General features: G+C 47.9%; 12 protein-coding genes and 2 rRNA genes (1 of these 14 cut by a window edge). 2 read left to right on the forward strand and 12 right to left on the reverse strand.

Annotation, left to right across the window (positions count from 1 at the left end; translation table 11 throughout):
* Positions 1-2,433: ribosomal RNA gene (locus MP213Fo_RS11555) — 23S ribosomal RNA — on the forward strand; it begins 376 nt to the left of the window's first position.
* A 216-nt stretch (positions 2,434-2,649) separates the two neighbouring features.
* Positions 2,650-2,764 (forward strand): 5S ribosomal RNA (gene rrf, locus MP213Fo_RS11560).
* A 698-nt stretch (positions 2,765-3,462) separates the two neighbouring features.
* On the opposite strand, the gene MP213Fo_RS11565 is transcribed toward rrf, so the two are convergent.
* The 12 genes from MP213Fo_RS11565 to MP213Fo_RS11620 all read right to left on the reverse strand — a co-directional run bounded on the left by MP213Fo_RS11565 (position 3,463) and on the right by MP213Fo_RS11620 (position 17,661).
* Entirely contained in the window at positions 3,463-4,419 is a 957-nt protein-coding gene (locus tag MP213Fo_RS11565) for a formylglycine-generating enzyme family protein (protein ID WP_421089146.1), read from the reverse strand.
* Positions 4,416-5,489, reverse strand: a complete 1,074-nt coding sequence (locus MP213Fo_RS11570; protein ID WP_421089147.1) for an ABC transporter ATP-binding protein — start codon at positions 5,487-5,489, stop codon at positions 4,416-4,418. The genes MP213Fo_RS11565 and MP213Fo_RS11570 overlap by 4 nt, the downstream gene beginning before the upstream one ends.
* 78 nt (positions 5,490-5,567) lie before the next feature.
* Entirely contained in the window at positions 5,568-6,560 is a 993-nt protein-coding gene (locus MP213Fo_RS11575) for a LacI family DNA-binding transcriptional regulator (RefSeq protein ID WP_421089148.1), read from the reverse strand.
* A 67-nt stretch (positions 6,561-6,627) separates the two neighbouring features.
* The gene (locus MP213Fo_RS11580) at positions 6,628-7,935 is read right to left on the reverse strand and encodes a sulfatase-like hydrolase/transferase (protein ID WP_421089149.1); all 1,308 of its coding nucleotides are present in this window, start codon (positions 7,933-7,935) and stop codon (positions 6,628-6,630) included.
* 21 nt (positions 7,936-7,956) lie between these two features.
* Positions 7,957-8,793, reverse strand: a complete 837-nt coding sequence (locus MP213Fo_RS11585) for a carbohydrate ABC transporter permease (RefSeq protein WP_421089150.1) — start codon at positions 8,791-8,793, stop codon at positions 7,957-7,959.
* Positions 8,793-9,680 (reverse strand): carbohydrate ABC transporter permease, encoded by an 888-nt coding sequence (locus MP213Fo_RS11590; RefSeq protein ID WP_421089151.1) that lies wholly within the window; start codon positions 9,678-9,680, stop codon positions 8,793-8,795. Before MP213Fo_RS11590 ends, MP213Fo_RS11585 begins: the two co-directional genes overlap by 1 nt.
* A gap of 73 nt (positions 9,681-9,753) precedes the next feature.
* Positions 9,754-10,995: an ABC transporter substrate-binding protein gene (locus MP213Fo_RS11595; protein WP_421089152.1), complete on the reverse strand. Its 1,242-nt coding sequence runs from the start codon at positions 10,993-10,995 to the stop codon at positions 9,754-9,756.
* A gap of 225 nt (positions 10,996-11,220) precedes the next feature.
* A complete protein-coding gene (locus tag MP213Fo_RS11600) occupies positions 11,221-12,654 on the reverse strand; it encodes an aldehyde dehydrogenase family protein (RefSeq protein ID WP_421089153.1) in 1,434 nt (477 codons plus the stop codon).
* Positions 12,655-12,666: 12 nt separating this feature from the next.
* On the reverse strand, positions 12,667-14,583 hold the full coding sequence (locus MP213Fo_RS11605) for a beta-galactosidase (protein WP_421089154.1): 1,917 nt from the start codon (positions 14,581-14,583) through the stop codon (positions 12,667-12,669).
* Positions 14,584-14,622: 39 nt separating this feature from the next.
* Positions 14,623-15,471, reverse strand: coding sequence for a carbohydrate ABC transporter permease (locus tag MP213Fo_RS11610; protein WP_421089155.1), 849 nt, complete (start codon positions 15,469-15,471; stop codon positions 14,623-14,625).
* A gap of 1 nt (position 15,472) precedes the next feature.
* Positions 15,473-16,369 carry a carbohydrate ABC transporter permease gene (locus tag MP213Fo_RS11615; protein WP_421089156.1) on the reverse strand — a complete coding sequence of 299 codons (897 nt, stop codon included), beginning with the start codon at positions 16,367-16,369 and terminating at the stop codon, positions 15,473-15,475.
* A gap of 53 nt (positions 16,370-16,422) precedes the next feature.
* Positions 16,423-17,661, reverse strand: coding sequence for an ABC transporter substrate-binding protein (locus tag MP213Fo_RS11620; protein ID WP_421089157.1), 1,239 nt, complete (start codon positions 17,659-17,661; stop codon positions 16,423-16,425).
* Between the last annotated feature and the right edge of the window lie 7 nt (positions 17,662-17,668).

Below are 17,668 nucleotides of genomic sequence, written 5' to 3' on the forward strand. Positions count from 1 at the left end.
GATAGCCCCGTACATGTAATGTCTTTAGAAGTCCTAGAGTAGGGCGGGACACGTGAAATCCTGTCTGAACATGGGTAGACCACTATCCAAGCCTAAGTACTCGTGCATGACCGATAGCGAACAAGTACCGTGAGGGAAAGGTGAAAAGCACCCCGACAAGGGGAGTGAAAGAGATCCTGAAACCGGTTGCCTACAAACAGTTGGAGCCCAAGATTCGTTCTGGGTGACAGCGTACCTTTTGTATAATGGGTCAGCGACTTAGTCTGACGAGCAAGCTTAAGCCGGTAGGTGTAGGCGTAGCGAAAGCGAGTCTGAACAGGGCGTTCAGTTCGTCGGATTAGACCCGAAACCGAGTGATCTAGCCATGAGCAGGTTGAAGGTTGGGTAACACCAACTGGAGGACCGAACCCGTATCTGTTGCAATAGATTGGGATGACTTGTGGCTAGGGGTGAAAGGCCAATCAAACTCGGAGATAGCTGGTTCTCCGCGAAATCTATTTAGGTAGAGCGTCGACCGAATACCCTCGGGGGTAGAGCACTGAATGGGTAATGGGGACTCACCGTCTTACTGATCTCAATCAAACTCCGAATACCGAGGAGTACTAGTCGGCAGACACACGGCGGGTGCTAACGTCCGTCGTGAAGAGGGCAACAACCCTGACCACCATCTAAGGTCCCTAAGTTATGGCTAAGTGGGAAAGGATGTGAGGATCCCAAAACAACCAGGATGTTGGCTTAGAAGCAGCCATCATTTAAAGAAAGCGTAACAGCTCACTGGTCTAGATAAGGGTCTTTGCGCCGAAAATGTACCGGGGCTAAAGCCATACACCGAAGCTGTGGATGCACTTAATGTGCGTGGTAGCGGAGCGTTCTGTAAGTCTGTGAAGGGGGACCCGTGAGGGCCCCTGGAGATATCAGAAGTGAGAATGCTGACATGAGTAACGATAAAGAGTGTGAGAGACACTCTCGCCGAAAGTCCAAGGGTTCCTGCTTAAAGTTAATCTGAGCAGGGTTAGCCGGCCCCTAAGGCGAGGCCGAAAGGCGTAGTCGATGGGAACCACGTTAATATTCGTGGGCCTGTGGGTAGTGACGGATCGCGTGTATTGTAAGGTCTTATTGGATTGATCTTGCAGTGAAGCGGTTCCAGGAAATAGCTCCCACATATAGACCGTACCCTAAACCGACACTGGTGGACTGGTAGAGAATACCAAGGCGCTTGAGAGAACTGCGTTGAAGGAACTCGGCAAATTGCACGCGTAACTTCGGAAGAAGCGTGACCCCTTTTTAGGCAACTAGATGGGGGTGGCACAGACCAGGGGGTAGCGACTGTTTACCAAAAACACAGGGCTCTGCGAAGTCGCAAGACGACGTATAGGGTCTGACGCCTGCCCGGTGCTGGAAGGTTAAGAGGAGAGGTGCAAGCCTTGAATTGAAGCCCCAGTAAACGGCGGCCGTAACTATAACGGTCCTAAGGTAGCGAAATTCCTTGTCGGGTAAGTTCCGACCTGCACGAATGGCGTAACGACTTCCCCGCTGTCTCCAACGCAGACTCAGTGAAATTGAATTCCCCGTGAAGATGCGGGGTTCCTGCGGTTAGACGGAAAGACCCCGTGCACCTTTACTATAGCTTTACACTGGCATTTGTGGCGACATGTGTAGGATAGGTGGTAGACTTTGAAGCTTGGACGCCAGTTCGAGTGGAGTCATCCTTGAAATACCACCCTTATCGTCATAGATGTCTAACTGCGACCCGTATATCCGGGTCCAGGACCGTGTATGGTGGGTAGTTTGACTGGGGCGGTCGCCTCCTAAAGAGTAACGGAGGCGCGCGATGGTGGGCTCAGAACGGTCGGAAATCGTTCGTCGAGTGCAATGGCATAAGCCCGCCTGACTGCGAGACAGACAAGTCGAGCAGAGACGAAAGTCGGTCATAGTGATCCGGTGGTCCCGTGTGGAAGGGCCATCGCTCAACGGATAAAAGGTACGCCGGGGATAACAGGCTGATGACCCCCAAGAGTCCATATCGACGGGGTTGTTTGGCACCTCGATGTCGACTCATCGCATCCTGGGGCTGGAGCAGGTCCCAAGGGTATGGCTGTTCGCCATTTAAAGCGGTACGTGAGTTGGGTTCAGAACGTCGTGAGACAGTTCGGTCCCTATCTGCCGTGGGTGTAGGAATATTGATAGGATCTGTCCCTAGTACGAGAGGACCGGGATGGACGTATCTCTGGTGGATCTGTTGTCGTGCCAACGGCATAGCAGAGTAGCTATATACGGACGGGATAACCGCTGAAGGCATCTAAGCGGGAAACCCACCTAAAAACGAGTATTCCCTATCAGAGCCGTGGAAGACCACCACGTTGATAGGCCGGATGTGGAAGTGCAGTAATGCATGCAGCTGACCGGTACTAATAGCTCGACTGACTTGATTGTTCTCATTCTCAATATCCATCAGCGACGACCAAAGGTCGTCGATGATAGGATTGTTTGCTCTCACGCCTAATTCACTTTGTGAATGGCTCCGAGAGGCGCGGTATAAACCGCGACGGCCAGTCGGCCTTGCGAACACAATTGTGTTCGACACGCCACTGACTGAAAAACTTTGCACGAAAAACCCAGCTTCTTATTTGTTTCTGTGCGCTTTGCTGACCTGGTGGTTATGGCGGAGCGGCTGCACCCGATCCCATTCCGAACTCGGCCGTGAAACGTTCCAGCGCCAATGGTACTTCGTCTTAAGACGCGGGAGAGTAGGTCGCTGCCAGGTCTGCAAAACGCACAAAACAATAATCTCACAATCAATACAAAACAAATCATTCAAAACGCGCAAAGCGTTCAAAAATATCAAGCCAGAAATTATAATGTTAAACTGGCTAATAGCCTTTAAGCAAATATGCAGTCTGTAATTAATGACGACGCGCCAGGCATCTGGCCCGTGTCCGTCAATTTCGACTTGCGCCGGATTGCAGGCCATTTCTGTTCACAAAACGATACTACTTACTATTATCCTGCGATCATCTACTCTTGGTATCCCGTGAGATAAAAGAAAAGATGACTCAATACTGCGCATTTGCGCCTCTGACAGTCAAATTAAATCACTCATGTCACAGCCTCCTTACGCATTCAGTGAATCAAGAGGAAAACGTCTGCGCAAACCTTTTATTAGTTCCTGAGAATAGAAATCATGGAAGTATCCAAACTTTTAAACTAAGAATATTTATTTTATTGCCAGTAACTCATAAGTTTTATCCAGAGAATATCTTGATATTATATAATTTACCTGCAAGTTAATAATACGTTTTAATTGTTTCAGAATCCAATCTCTATAACTTGCCAGCAACTATGCGGTTATTTTATATCTTCATTATAATCTGTAAAATTCAAACACTAATGTACTCGGCAATGCACTAATGGAGGGAGTGAATATTTAAATTATGGATTTGTTGGGCAGCTTACCGAAGCTTTTCACATGTCGTAGATAATTCGGAAGCCAGTGTGATTGGTTGAACTATCAGCTGTATTGCCCATTCTGGATGCTATGCGGTAGCGGTGGCAATAGCTCGCATGGCAGAGATAAGACCCGCCTTTCAGCAGGTTTCGTTTTTCTGTCTGTTGGTTTTGTTGCTTTGCGATTTTGGACAGGGAGCGGATTTTATAGGTATCAATGTTCCACTCCCAGCAATTACCGGACATATTGTATAGCCCGTAGCCGTTAGGTTTATAAGACATCGCCGGTGCCAGGCCCTTATGGCCGTCTTTGGCTTCATTATGATATGGAAACGAGCCTTGCCATATATTGCAGGGTTGAAAGTCGAAATCATCCGGCTCTTGCTCGCCCCAAGGATAGAGCGGGTCTTTCAGGCCGCCCCGTGCTGCATGTTCCCATTCTGCTTCTGTCGGCAGACGCCCACCAGCCCAGTGTGCAAAAGCGCAGGCATCATGCCATGAAACATGGACCACGGGATGATCTAAATAGTCCAGATAGTCAGAACCTCGGCCGAATGGTGTTTTCCAACATGCGCCTTCAACATTGCGCCACCATTCTGTTCCGATAACTCCTGCGGTTTCCTCTGGACTGATGACGTCTTGATAAAAGACATATGACCATCCAAAAATTTCTGCCTGTGTAATATAATCGGTGGCTTCAATAAAAGCTGCAAATTGGCGATTGGTGACAGCGGTTATGCTCATCTTAAACGGTCGGATATTATGAAGACGAATAATACCCTCGCCATCGGCCTTATGAATGGGGGACGAGGTTCCGGTTTGTACTTTGCCGCCAGCTATATCAGCAGTAGCAATATGATACGGGCTGTTTGAGGTCGGAAAATTAATTTTTCTATCAGATTGGTTCGCAGGCTCTCTTGCCGGATTACAGCATTGCTTGACAGAGGCAGTGATGTCGTCTGGTTTTTTGATCAAAGTGCTAAACCGGTTTTTTCGTCGAACAAATGATATTTATCTGCTGTAATGGACAGGTAAATGTCGTCATTTGGCTTCAGCGTTGTGCGTTCATTTACGCTGACCAAAATTTCGTGTCCGGCACATAAACAGGTGATTAAAGTTTCAGCGCCCGTTGGTTCAACCAATGTGACTTTGGCTCGCAGTATATTGTTTTTTGCTATTTTCTCATGATTATCAGATAGTCGAAGATGCTCCGGTCGGATACCCAAATCCAGTTTGTGGTTGGCAGCCATGTCATGCCTGATATGCAAGCTTTGGCCGTCGCTTAATATAACCTCATTGGATTTGCCTGTTGTGATGGGCAATATATTCATTGAAGGTGAGCCAATAAAAGTCGCAACAAAGCGGTTGGCAGGGTGGTCATATAATTCAAGCGGTGTGCCTATTTGTGAGACATGTCCGCCATCCAGAACGATGATCTTGTCTGCCATTGTCATTGCTTCAATTTGATCATGGGTTACATAGACGATTGTGGTGCGTAATTTTTGATGCAGGGCTTTGATCTCTGCGCGCATTTTAACGCGCAGCTTGGCATCCAAATTCGATAATGGTTCATCAAACAGAAAAACGGCAGGATCACGCACAATAGCGCGCCCCATCGCCACACGTTGGCGCTGGCCACCGGAAAGCTGGCCGGGTGTGCGACCCAGCAAATCGGACAGCCCAAGAATTTCTGCCGCTGCATTTACTTTTTCATCAATAATCGCTTTAGATGTTTTTTTAAGTTTTAGCGAAAATCCCATATTTTGCGCAACGGTCATGTGCGGATAAAGTGCATAGTTTTGAAAGACCATAGCAATATCGCGGTCTTTGGGCGGCAGGTCATTAACAACGCGTCCGGATATTTTAATTTCGCCGCCGGAAATATCTTCAAGCCCCGCAATCATGCGTAACAAAGTTGATTTTCCACAGCCTGAAGGACCAACCAGCACAGCGAATTCACCCTCAGCGATATTGGCATTGATGCCATGAATAACGCGGTGGTTGCCATAGGATTTGATCAATGAATTGATGTCAATATGTGACATGGTTGGCAGGTTCCTTATATTGGCGGCTTTAAAGCGGCACGTCCGTAACGACCAGCAAAAAGCGAGAAATGTTATATGCTATGCACTGTCTCGACTATATAATGTCCATGGAACGGTGAATTGACGGGGTGTGATTGCGCCGCGTTTGTCGATCATTTCCATGAAATGTTCGGTGGCATCAGTCAGTGATATCCATTTGGGGCCGATTGTGCTGAGACGCGGGCTGGTATAATAGCTTTCCTCAGCATTGCCGCAGCCAATGACAGCTATATCATCAGGAATGGACAGGCCTGCGCGCTTAAATTCTTCCAGAGCGGTGATGGCGGCAAAGTCGGATTCTAATAAAACTGCATCCGGACGAGATGTCATGGCCGTAATTTCACGGGCGGCAGCTGCCGCTGATTCTCGTGATTGCGCTCCGTCGATGATGGTTATGTTGATTTTCCCAGCATATTCTTCTTGCATCTTTAGTAAAAACTGAACGCGTGAGTTGATGATTTTTCGTCGGTTTCTGATGTAAGTGAAATTGTGGTAACCGCGGTTCATCAAGTGGTTTATTGCTTGTTGCAGCGCGGTGATACGATCATGGGTCACGACCGAATAAGACTGCGGTGTCGCTGATGGGTGAATGACCAGACAGGCACGGTTATGACGTGCGAAGGGTTCAAAAAGCTCTTTTACTTCACTGGAAGAGAAAATTTCCGCATCAGCAATGATTCCGTCGGCCAGTCCTGCTTCAACTTCGCCGATGATTTTACGATAGCCCTCGATATCTTGTCCGGCCAATACAACGGTCAAAACACCACGGGCATTTGTTACAGCCTGGATATCGCGGATCATTTTATCGGCAAAAGGTATGCCAAGTTTTGGCAAAAGCAGGCAAACACGTTCTGTCTGCTGCCTGCGCAGGTTGCGAGCAGTTTTGTTCGGTATATAGCCGAGCTGATCAACAGCCTGTCTGATCCGCTTTCGCGCTTCTGCTCCCACTCGTATACTATGTTCTTTGCGGTCGCTAAAGTAATAGGAAACGGCCGCTGACGAGACCTGTGCCAACTGTGCCACATCGGCCATGGTTGCGATTTTCTCTGATTTGACTGTAGGCTGTTCGTCATTTTGCATGAGATGAGCTCGTTATGTTTTATTCTGTGGAGAGCAGGGCAGGTCGGGAAATAATGTCGGGTTGATTTTCACCCGCCTCGGATAGGCGTTTGAGCAGTATCTGGCGTAAGTCATGACGCACGGTTTTATAGCTTTCATCATGGACAAGATTAACCAGCTCATGTGGATCATTATCCAGATCATAGAGATGCGTTTCGATATAGGTTGGGCTGTCCATTACTTTTTTTGCGTCCAGCTCTGGCGCGCCAACTTCATATTTCCAACGTCTGGTGCGTAACGCACGCCCGATATGGTCTTCGCTGATTTGGACAAAAATATCCTGAAAGGCTGCTTCACTCTCAGGCGACAATAAAGAGTGGCCCTGCATAGCTGCCGGCACAGTAATTCCGGCGGCGTCCAGCAGCGTTGGCGGCAAGTCGATCAGGCTTGCCAGACCGTCAAATGCGCCTTTCCCCTTAAAGGCGGGGCCTGAGAAAAATGTCGGAACGCGAATGGATGCCTCATGGCATGAGCGTTTATATTCACTGTTGCGTGTTTTGAAATGACAGCCGTGATCGGACGTAAAAAGAATAATTGTGTCATCCAGCATATCAAGGCTTATCAACGCATCAGTTAAACGGCCTAACGCCTCATCAAGCCTTTTGATCATGCCCATATAGCCGGCATAGTGGGGCTGGCTGTTGCCGCCCAGCTCCTTAAGATCTTCAGGAAACTGGAGGTTTTTTTCTATCGCTTCCGCATATCCAACGGGTGCTGGATAATCATCGGTCTGGTTTTGGTGATGGGGTTCGAGATAAGACACATAAAGGAAAAACGGTTCTTCACGTTCCTCCGCAATATAGCGGATTGCAGCATCGGTCAGCGCATCGACACGGTAACCGGGTAGTTTAACCAGCTCATTGTTTTCATTGTATAATTTTGCATCATAGGCATAGGATGTAAATTCAAGAATGTTTGATGCAAGCCAGCTTTGATAGCCGCCGCGCTCTTCCTCCGGCACCGGCTCCTGACCTGCCAAATGCCATTTGCCGATATAGCCCGTATGATAACCTGCTTCACGGAAATAATGCGCCAGTGTTTTCTCGTCTTTGGGTAAAGGGATTGAGTTACTGAAACAACCAGTTGTTGTCGGGTATTTTCCGGTCTGCATTGCAGAACGGGCAGGGCCACAAACCGGTTGGCAGGTAAAGGAATTGGGTACAAACATACCAGCCTTAGCCAAGCGATCAAAATTAGGGGTTAGCTGCATCGGGTTTCCATGCAAACCGACACTGTCCCAACGTTGCTGATCAGTGAAAAAAACGATTACATTCGGTTTTTTAGACATAGTATAATCTCTCTTTTCTTATTACTTCATGCCAGTCATCATGACTGAGCGTACAAAATAACGCTGCATAAACACGAAGATCAGGAAACTCGGCAGGAACAGAATGACGCCGCCTGTGGAGGTTAGGTTCCATTGGGTAAAGAACTCTGAATTAAAGAGCGCCAATCCAGTTGTTATCGGGCGCATTTCCACTGATGAAACGACAATCAGCGGCCATAAAAACTCATTAAATTGGAACACAAATGTCAGTAGGCCCAATGTGGCAAGTGCAGGACGCAGTTGCGGCAGAACAATTTGCCAGTAAATTCTAAGGTCAGAGGCGCCGTCTATCCGTGCGGCCTCGATGAGTTCATCGGGTATTGGCAGAATGAACTGGCGCATGAGAAAAATACCATAAGCACTCATTGCAAATGGCATGATCAGCCCCTGATATGTGTTCAGCCAGCCCATTTCTGCGGTCAGGATATATAGCGGGATCATCCGGATGAAAAAGGGCAGCATCAGGGTAGAGAGTAGAGCGCCGAACATCAGCCTTTTGCCGGGGAAGTACATTTTGGCAAAGATATAACCGATGAGCGGATCAAATATCAGATGCAGCAGTGTTATAGAGCCGGCAATAATGAAACTATTCAGGATGAAGCGAGCGAAAGGTGCTTTTTGCCAGATGTCCGCATAGTTAGAAAATTGCAGCACTGAAGGAATGATAACCGGAACGCCGCTATACATTTCAGCATCACTCTGCAATGAGAGCGACACCATGTAGAAAAATGGAAACAGTGCCAGCAAGATACAAACGGTCAGGATGCCGTAAGTAATGATGGGGCTTGCTGTTGTTTGTTCAAATTTTGCCGTACTCATTAGTATACAACCTCTTTATTCAACAGGCGAAACTGTAAATAAGTGATAATCATGATGGCGATGAGCATCAGGAAAGAGAGAGCAGACGCATATCCGATATTGAGTTGGGTAAAGGCTGTTTCATAAACATGCAGGGAATAGAGACGTGTCGCGTCGGCAGGCCCTCCGCCGGTCAACAACATGGGCGAGGTAATATCCTGAAGGTGGGCGATGGTGCTGATGACTGCCAAAAACAGGGTGGTCGGAACCAGAAGCGGCACAGTAATTTTTGTAAACATCTGAAAGCGGGTGGCACCATCAAGGGAGGCTGCCTCATAAAGATGCTGTGGTATGCCTTGAATGCCGGCAATATAGATCAGCATTGCGTAACCGATATCTTTCCAAACAACGATGCCGATCATTGTGCGCAATGCTGCGGAAGGTGTGCTGAGCCAATTTTGGGTTGGTAGGTGTAAGTAAGTCAGCACACTGTTCAAAATACCTGAATAGGGATCAAGAATGCTTTTCCACATCAAGGCCACGATGACGAATGAAATAATATAAGGGAAAAAGATAATGGCGCGGATCGCATCACGAGCTTTGATTGGACCTGACAGGATGGCGGCAAGGCCAAGTGCCGGAACTAAGGTCAACACGGTGGTCGCTACAGAGAATATGATTGTGCGAATAAATGCGGCGCGCACACGCGGATCACCCAGAGCTTCAAGATAATTATCAAAGCCTACAAAATGAGCTTGCCCGATTAAAGGCTGCCCACGGTAAAAGCTTGCCCAAAGTTCCATCACGATGGGATAGAAAAAATAGAGCGCGAAATAGGCAATGGCCGGTGAGAGCAGAGCGTAGGCCAGCAAGGCCTGACGTGTGCGCCAGTTTTTTAATGATTTCATCTCTAAGTGACTTCCAGCGTTGTTGATCTTACAGAATGCGCAGTGTTTTCACGGCGCATTCTGTTGCCGGTGATTATTTAGCCAACACCTTGTTAGCTTCGTCAGCATATTGGCTTAAGACTTCTTTGGCGGGCTTATTATTGTAGAGAATGTCTTCAACCGCTGATTTGAACAGGGTCTCAACTTGAGCAGTATGGCCGCTTAAGTCGAGTTGTGCTGTGGCTTCGCGGGCATAAGGCAGACACTGGCTATATTTGTTCAGGATTGGATCGTTTTTGATGACGTCCTGAGATGCCCATGATTTTCGTGGCATGGTCATGCCGTTTTGAACCGATGCTTCGAGTTCTGTGTCCAGAGAAGTAAAGCGTTTAATAAGATCCCATGCCTGATCAGGATGTTTGGCATCCTTCGGGATCATCAAGCTGACACCGCCTGCAACCGTGGCCTGTGTTTCCTGCGTCAGACCCGGTGCAATTTCCCAGTTAAGTTTCGGATTGCCGGTTTTAATAGGCCCGACATCCCAAGGTCCTGTCAGGATCATGGCAGCGCGACCGGCCGTGAATAATTTCTGCGGCCCCTCATAATCGGCGCCAGCAACGGGAAGGGGAGCTGATTTATCTTTGTGGATCAGGTCGGCAAGGAATTGTACAGCTTCAACGGATTTGTCATTGTTGAAGACCACTTTGTTCGTGGCAAGATCATAATAATCGCCGCCATTCTGGAAAATCCAAGGCCAGTGATATAATGGAACCTGATTAGGTACGAAACCGAATTTTCCATTTTTCGCAGTCGCTGATGCAACAGTGCGGAACTCTTCCCAGTTGGTTGGGGGGGCTTCAAAACCTGCCTCTTTGAGCATGTCGACATTATAAAGCAAGGCGACACAGGTCAGGTGCAGCTGTATGCCGTAATAATGATCGTCATATTTATTACGATCCACCGAGAAGTCGTACCAGTCCTCCGGATAGCCAATGGTTTTGCCATCTTTGGCGATATATTCATCAAGCGGTTTGAGCAGACCCTCACGACCGAATTCGCTGATCCAAGGTCCTTGGGCTGCGACAAGATCAGGCGTGTTTTTTACAGAAAAATCAGCAACCAATTTGGTACGCAAATTAGGCCACTGGTAACGCTCCCATTGAACTTTCCAGCCTGGATTATCGTCTTCAAATGATTTTATGACATCGGCATAGGCATCATATGCGTGGCCGGCATTCCAATATATCGTTAATGTTTCAGCATAAGCTGTGCTGGCCATCAGTAGTAACGAGGTGCTTAATGCGGCACGCAATGACAGTTTTGAAATCATTCTCATTTTCCCCTCCCAAGGATAGTTGAGATATGCTTTAGTTAATCGATTAACTTTATTATTCTATCAAAATGCCAGGCTTTTTTAATTTTGCGTTAAATGTTGGAAATATAAGTTAATCGATTAACCTGGCGATAAGAAAAAGTCAAGTTATTATTGTTTTTGACAGCAGATAGTGCAGATGATGAGGGGTATTCGAAGGTAAAAACCCCTCATTTTATACGTGAAGATTTAATTCCAGCCGCTTATAGCTTTCACTTCCAGAAATTCTTCAATGCCCCAGTTGCCACCTTCGCGGCCATTGCCAGATTGTTTGTAACCACCGAAAGGGGTGCGCCAGCTTCTGCCTGTACCGTTGATTTCAACCATGCCGGAACGCATGGCTCTGGCGACCCGTTTAGCTCTTTCAGCGTCACCGGTCTGTACGTAGTTTGTCAGGCCATAGACCGTATCATTGGCAATTCGGATTGCCTCTTCTTCAGTATCAAAAGGAATGATCACCTGAACAGGACCGAAAATCTCTTCTTTGGCTAAAGTCATGTCATTGGTAACATCGGCAAAAACTGTCGGTTTGATAAAATAGCCTTTATTCAAGCCATCTGGCCTGCCCAAGCCGCCTGCTACAAGGCGCGCACCTTCATTGATGCCGCTCGTGATCAGTTTTTGAATACGCTCAAACTGATCTTTGGAGACCACAGGGCCGATATGGCCGCCATTCTGATGAGCGCTGGCGACTTTTACTTGTGATGCAAGTTCAGCCGCTTTTGCAATCACCTTGTCGTAAATGCTGCGCTGTACCAGCATACGAGAGGGTGCGTTACAGCCTTGTCCGCTATTGTTGAAGCAACTGCGCAAGCCGCGTGCCACAGCCTCATCGTCAGCATCTTCAAAAAGAATATTAGCACCTTTACCACCCAGTTCGAGACTGACCCGTTTGATGGTATCGGCCGCATTTTTTGAAATCGCCACACCAGCTCGATTAGAGCCGGTAAATGACACCATATCCACATCTGTATGGCCGGTCAGTGCAGTACCGATATTGATACCGTCACCGTGAACCAGATTGAATACACCAGCAGGAAAGCCTGCTTCATCAACTATCTGGGCAAATAAGTGACCGGATAAAGGCGCGATTTCAGATGGCTTTAATACGACCGTACAACCAGTGAGCAAGGCCGGTATAACCTTCAAAGCAATCTGGTTCATCGGCCAATTCCAAGGCGTGATCAGGGCCACAACCCCGATTGGTTCTTTGATAATCCGATGCGTTTGGTTGTCATTTTCCAGCCAATATTCGAACTGGAAGTCGTCAATCATATCGAGAAAAGTCTGGATATGGCCGCTACCGGATTCTACCTGTGCTGATTGCGCCAGATCAATAGGTGCGCCCATCTCATGAGAGATTGCAGTTCCCATTTCGCTTTTGCGGCACTCATAAATGTCTGCAAGGCGCTTCACGGCAGCTTTACGCTCGCTAAGCGGAGTGGCGCTCCAGCCTGCAAAAGCTGCGCGGGCAGCTTTCACAGCGCGGTCGGCATCCTCACGATTACCAACTGCAAGTGTGGCTATTGCTTCTTCTGTTGATGGATCAATAACCTCGATAGAATTTGGGCTAAAAGGGCTCACCCATTGACCATTAATGTAAAACTTATCAAGTTTTTGCATAGAGAGTGACCTTTAAGCCTTTGCCGGAGAAAGTGTTTTCCAAATCACATCGGCAACAGCGACGGATTGGCCTTCAAATTCTTCTGCGTCTGGACCGTAATTGAGAATGAACCTGTGTGTGTCTGTATCGCGCACCCGAAGGCCGCCGGATAAATCCATGGTTTCAATAGTTTCCCGTTGACACATAGAGCGCAAAAGGTTTTGCAATGCTGTGTCATCAGGCCAGCCGGTCAGATAAACAGTTTTATCCTTGCTGATAAACGCAGGCGTACCATCCGTATAACCCTCTAAAACATCCTGATCAGTCTCAATCGCCTCGGCCCAATGATGAACAAAACCGCCGCTTGCAAGCGGACGTTTGACACCTGGTCTTAAGCTTTCGACGTACGTCACGGTACAGTTACGGTCTGGCATAACTGGTGGCAGATTGGCAGGGATTTGGAAATCTTCGGTTTTTGAACCGGTTCTTGGACCCGCAATGACCGTTCCCTTGAAATCTTCCAGCGCCTTTTCCAGATGCTTACCGATATGCATGATGCCTGGCATGGCTACCAGTTTGTATTGGCTGAGATCAGCACAATCTGGTGCAACAATATCAATGGAAAGCCCCAGCCGTCGCATGGCACGATAAAAATCGAATATCAGATTGAAATATTCAAATCCTTTACCCTGTGGCTGAATTTGCCATGCCCATACGGATTGATAATCAAAGACCAGTGCTACTTTTGCCTGCACGGTTCCGGCCTTTGAGAGTTGCTTTAATTCTTGGGCAACTTGCTTCACTTCATGGATAGCAGGGGCATCGGCGCTGTCGGGGCGTAACAAGCCGGCATGCATTTGCTCCTGTGCGAAAGGTGCTTGTCGCCAACGGAAGAAACAGACGGCTTCTGCACCATGCGCAAAGGCTTCCCATGCCCAAAGCCGTGGCATTCCGGGAAGTGGTGCAGGGTTGTAAACCGCCCAGTTAACGGGGCCGGGCTGCTGCTCCATGATCCACCAACGTCCACGCCCGACCGCACGGTAAAGGTCGTGGTGGAAAGCTTGAAAATCCGGATCACCCTGTTGGGCGTAACGTGCAATCCATTCTTCACCCAGTGCGGAGTGCTTTTCCAAATATCCGAGAGGGTAGCTGTCCCAGCTGGCAATATCGAGATCAGCAGCCACTTTGAAATGGTCGAAGTCGGTGGATTTGCTCATGAAATTATGAATGAGCGGTGTGCTGGTATGCGCGCGTAAAATGTCGCTCTGAACACGATTAAAGTCTGCTACCTGATCCGAGCTGTAACGCCTGAAATCGAGCCAATGGCTTGGATTGGCATCAGCAACTGTCTGGTTGGGCAAATCTATCTGATCAAAATTATCATATTCCATCGACCAGAACACATTACCCCATGCCTCATTCAGTGCATCAATGGTTTTGTATTTATCGGCTAGCCACTGCAAGAAGCCCTCGCGCGCCGCTTTGCTGTAAGAAAGCGTCGTGTTGTGGTTGCCATATTCATTGTCGAGTTGCCAGCCATGCACGCGCGGATCTTTGCCATAGCGCTCAGCCATTTTTAAGGTAATGAGTGCGCAATCATCACGAAAACCGCGATGTGAGTAACAATAGTGGCGACGTGAGCCATATTTACGTGTGTGGCCATCTTGCGCGACAGGTAACATATCCGGCCATTTATCCAGCAGCCAGCGCGGCGGTGTTGATGTTGGAGTGCCCAGCACTACTTTCAATCCGGCCTGGCTTAATGTTTCAATGGCGCGGTCGAGCCAATCCCACTCATACTGCCCTGGTTTTGGCTCCATACGAGACCAAGCAAATTCGGCAATTCTCACCCATGTCAGACCGGCTTCCGCCATGCGTCTGGCATCTTCTGCCCACATGCTTTCCGGCCAATGTTCCGGATAATAACAAACCCCAAGCGTACGTTGCATTTTACTCACTCCCACGAGAATTACAAAATAAGGATATTGCTATTTGACGGCACCAAGTGTCAGGCCGGCAATGAAGTGTTTTTGCATCAGGAAAAACATCAGCACAGGCGGCAGCGCAGCGACGATAGAACCGGCAGATACCAGTTGCCATGCTGCGATCCACTCACCATTGAGTGATTTGATGCCGGCTGTGATTGGTTGAGCATGTGCGCCTTGCGTCAATACGGTCGCCCAAAAATAGTCGTTCCAGATGAAGGTGAAAACAAGCACTGAAAGGGCGGCAATCGCTGGCCGCATTAAAGGCAGAACCACATAGTAGAAAATGCGAAACTCCGAGACACCTTCTATGCGTGCGGCTTCAATCAGCTCACGGGGAAGGGTGCGGATAAAATTGCGCATGAATAGAGTACAAAAGCCGGTTTGGAAGGCGATGTGAAATAAAATCAGCGCATAGACCGAGTTATAGACGCCCATTTGGATTGATAAATCACGCACTGGTACCATCAAAATCTGTGATGGGATGAAGTTGCCTGCGACAAACAGGAAAAACACAAACAGGTTTGAACGGAATTTATAAATGCCGAGCGCAAAGCCCGTCAGACAGGATAAGATAATCGCGCCCAAAACGGCAGGAATTGTGACCTTGAAACTATTGAGTATATAGCTTGCCAGCGGTGTATTGGTGAAAATGGTTGTGTAATTTTCAATCAAATTGAAAGAACTCGGCCAGCCCCAGTAATTGCCCGAGGTGATGTCGGCACCGGATCTGATCGAAGTGACGGCGACTGCCAGTAATGGTATAAGCCAGATGAAGAGAGCGACAGGCAGTGCAATTTGATAAGTGATGCGCGCGGCAGGTGAGGATTTTTGAACAGGTCTTGGAAACATCTTAAAGGCCCTTTTCGTCGCGATACATTTTTACCAAAAAGATGGTGATATAGACCATCATAATGGCAAAGAGCACGACAGCGATTGCAGCGCCGTAGCCCATGCGGAAACCATGCTCCGAGAAAGCCTGCTCATACATGTAATATGCCAATACCTGACTGGAACCCCATGGGCCGCCACCGGTCATGATCGAAATCAGGTCGAATGATCGTAGCGCGCCGATAACGGTCACAACGAGTGCAATAAATGTGGCTGGGCGAAGTTGCGGTAAAATGATGTACCAAAGCATTTTCCAGCCACGCACATTTTCCAGTCTTGCAGCTTCAATCTGCTCACTGTCGACCGCATTGAGACCGGTTAAAAACAAGATCATGCAATAGGCTGTCTGCGGCCAGAGGCCAGCCAGAATAATGCCATATGTCACGTAATTCTCGTCGGCTAAAATCGGTATGGCTTCAAAGCCGAGGCTTTTTAAAATCACATTGAACAAGCCAAAACTTGGATCGTAAAACCATGTGAAAACAAGGCCGACAACAACCTGGCTTATGACGAATGGAAAGAAAAACAGTGATTTATAGATACGAATACCGCGCACTGTCTGGTTAAGAAAAAGTGCCAGAAACAGTCCTGCAGGCAGAGCCAGTAAATAAAGAACCAGCCAGATGACATTGTTTTTAAGAGCCGTAAAAAAGGACTGGTCGGACATTAACTCACGGTAGTTTTCGAGCCCGATATATTTTTTTTCGCCTAAGCCATCCCAGTCATAAAGCGATATGGCCAGTGACTGGAAAACCGGAATTATGATGTAAATAGCAAACATGATCAGACCCGGCAGCAAAAAAAGCCATGGTGTGAGTGTCAGCTTATTCTTTCTCCAGTAGGCGCTCAGATTAGACATTGCGTTCCCCGCGGAATGTGTGGCGGGCTGCGTTGATCGCAGCCCTTTTTTATTTATTGGTGATACCGTTTGCGCACTGTTTCTAAACGATCAAGAATGACATCCAGACGTTCAGGCTTGACCATGAATTCCTGAAAACCTTCCATTCCGGCTTTTGCCATTTCCGCAGAAGCATCGCGGTCAAAAAATTGTGCCAAACCGCCATCGACATTGGAAAGCATTTCAAAACCGGCCTGCAAATATGGATCATCTGCTACTGTTGACTGGTTATTGACCGGCAGCTGTACCATGATTTTATTGATGTCTGTCTGGACATCGGCGCGCGCAATATATGCCAGAAACTTTTTGGCTTCTTCGACATTGCGGGCGTTAGCAGCAAGATGGAGTGTGTTTGCTGGTGCGTCTTCGGCCATGGCAATGGAAGCATCAATGGACGGGAACTGGAAAAAGCCCAGTTTTTCATTATCAAGTCCGGCTTCCTGCAATGGTGCAACGATGAAATTGCCCATGAGATACATGCCCGCATCGCCATTGACTAATGCTGGCAAAGCTTCCTGCCAACTATAGGCCGCGTGGTTTTTCAAGAAGAAATCAGCTTTAATGAGTTCTTCCCAATTGGCCATGGTTTTACGGATGCGCTCATCCGTCCACGGAATTTCTCCCCGTGTCACCGCCATGTGGAAATCATAACCATTGGTGCGCAGGTTCAGATAGTCAAACCAGCCTGCTGCCGTCCATTGAAACTTGGTGCCGATAGAGACGGGGGTAATGCCGTTTTCTTTTAGTTTTTCACCCGCCGCTTTAAATTCTTCCCAATTGGTTGGAACTGCAATGCCAAGTTTTTCAAAGATATCCTTACGGTAATAAACGCCCCATTGATAATATGTATATGGGATCGCCCATTGGTGGCCGTCAAAAGTGACCGAGCTTTCTGAGGCTTTCAGTGTATTGCCCATATCATTTTCTGCCCAGACATCGTCAATCGGCGCAAAAAGACCGGAATTGACATAAGGCAGCATGCGATTGCCGGCAAACCATGTGGCCAGATCCGGAGATTCAGCCGAAAGAAAATTCCGGATAGCTGTTTTATAGGCTTCATTATCGAAGACGTTGAGCGTGACTTTAATGTCGGGATTTTCTTTTTCAAAGCCATCAACCGCGACCTGAAAAGCTTCTTTTACCGCAGGAAATGAAGCATCAGTGTTAATCACCAGCTCGCCTGCAGAAGCAGGCATAGTAAAAAGTGCAGTCGTTGCCAAAATTGCTAGGCTGCGTTTTAATGTATGTATCATATTTTCC

The sequence above is a fragment of the Pseudochrobactrum mosebachae genome (genome assembly GCF_048914685.1).
Lineage (GTDB): Bacteria > Pseudomonadota > Alphaproteobacteria > Rhizobiales > Rhizobiaceae > Pseudochrobactrum.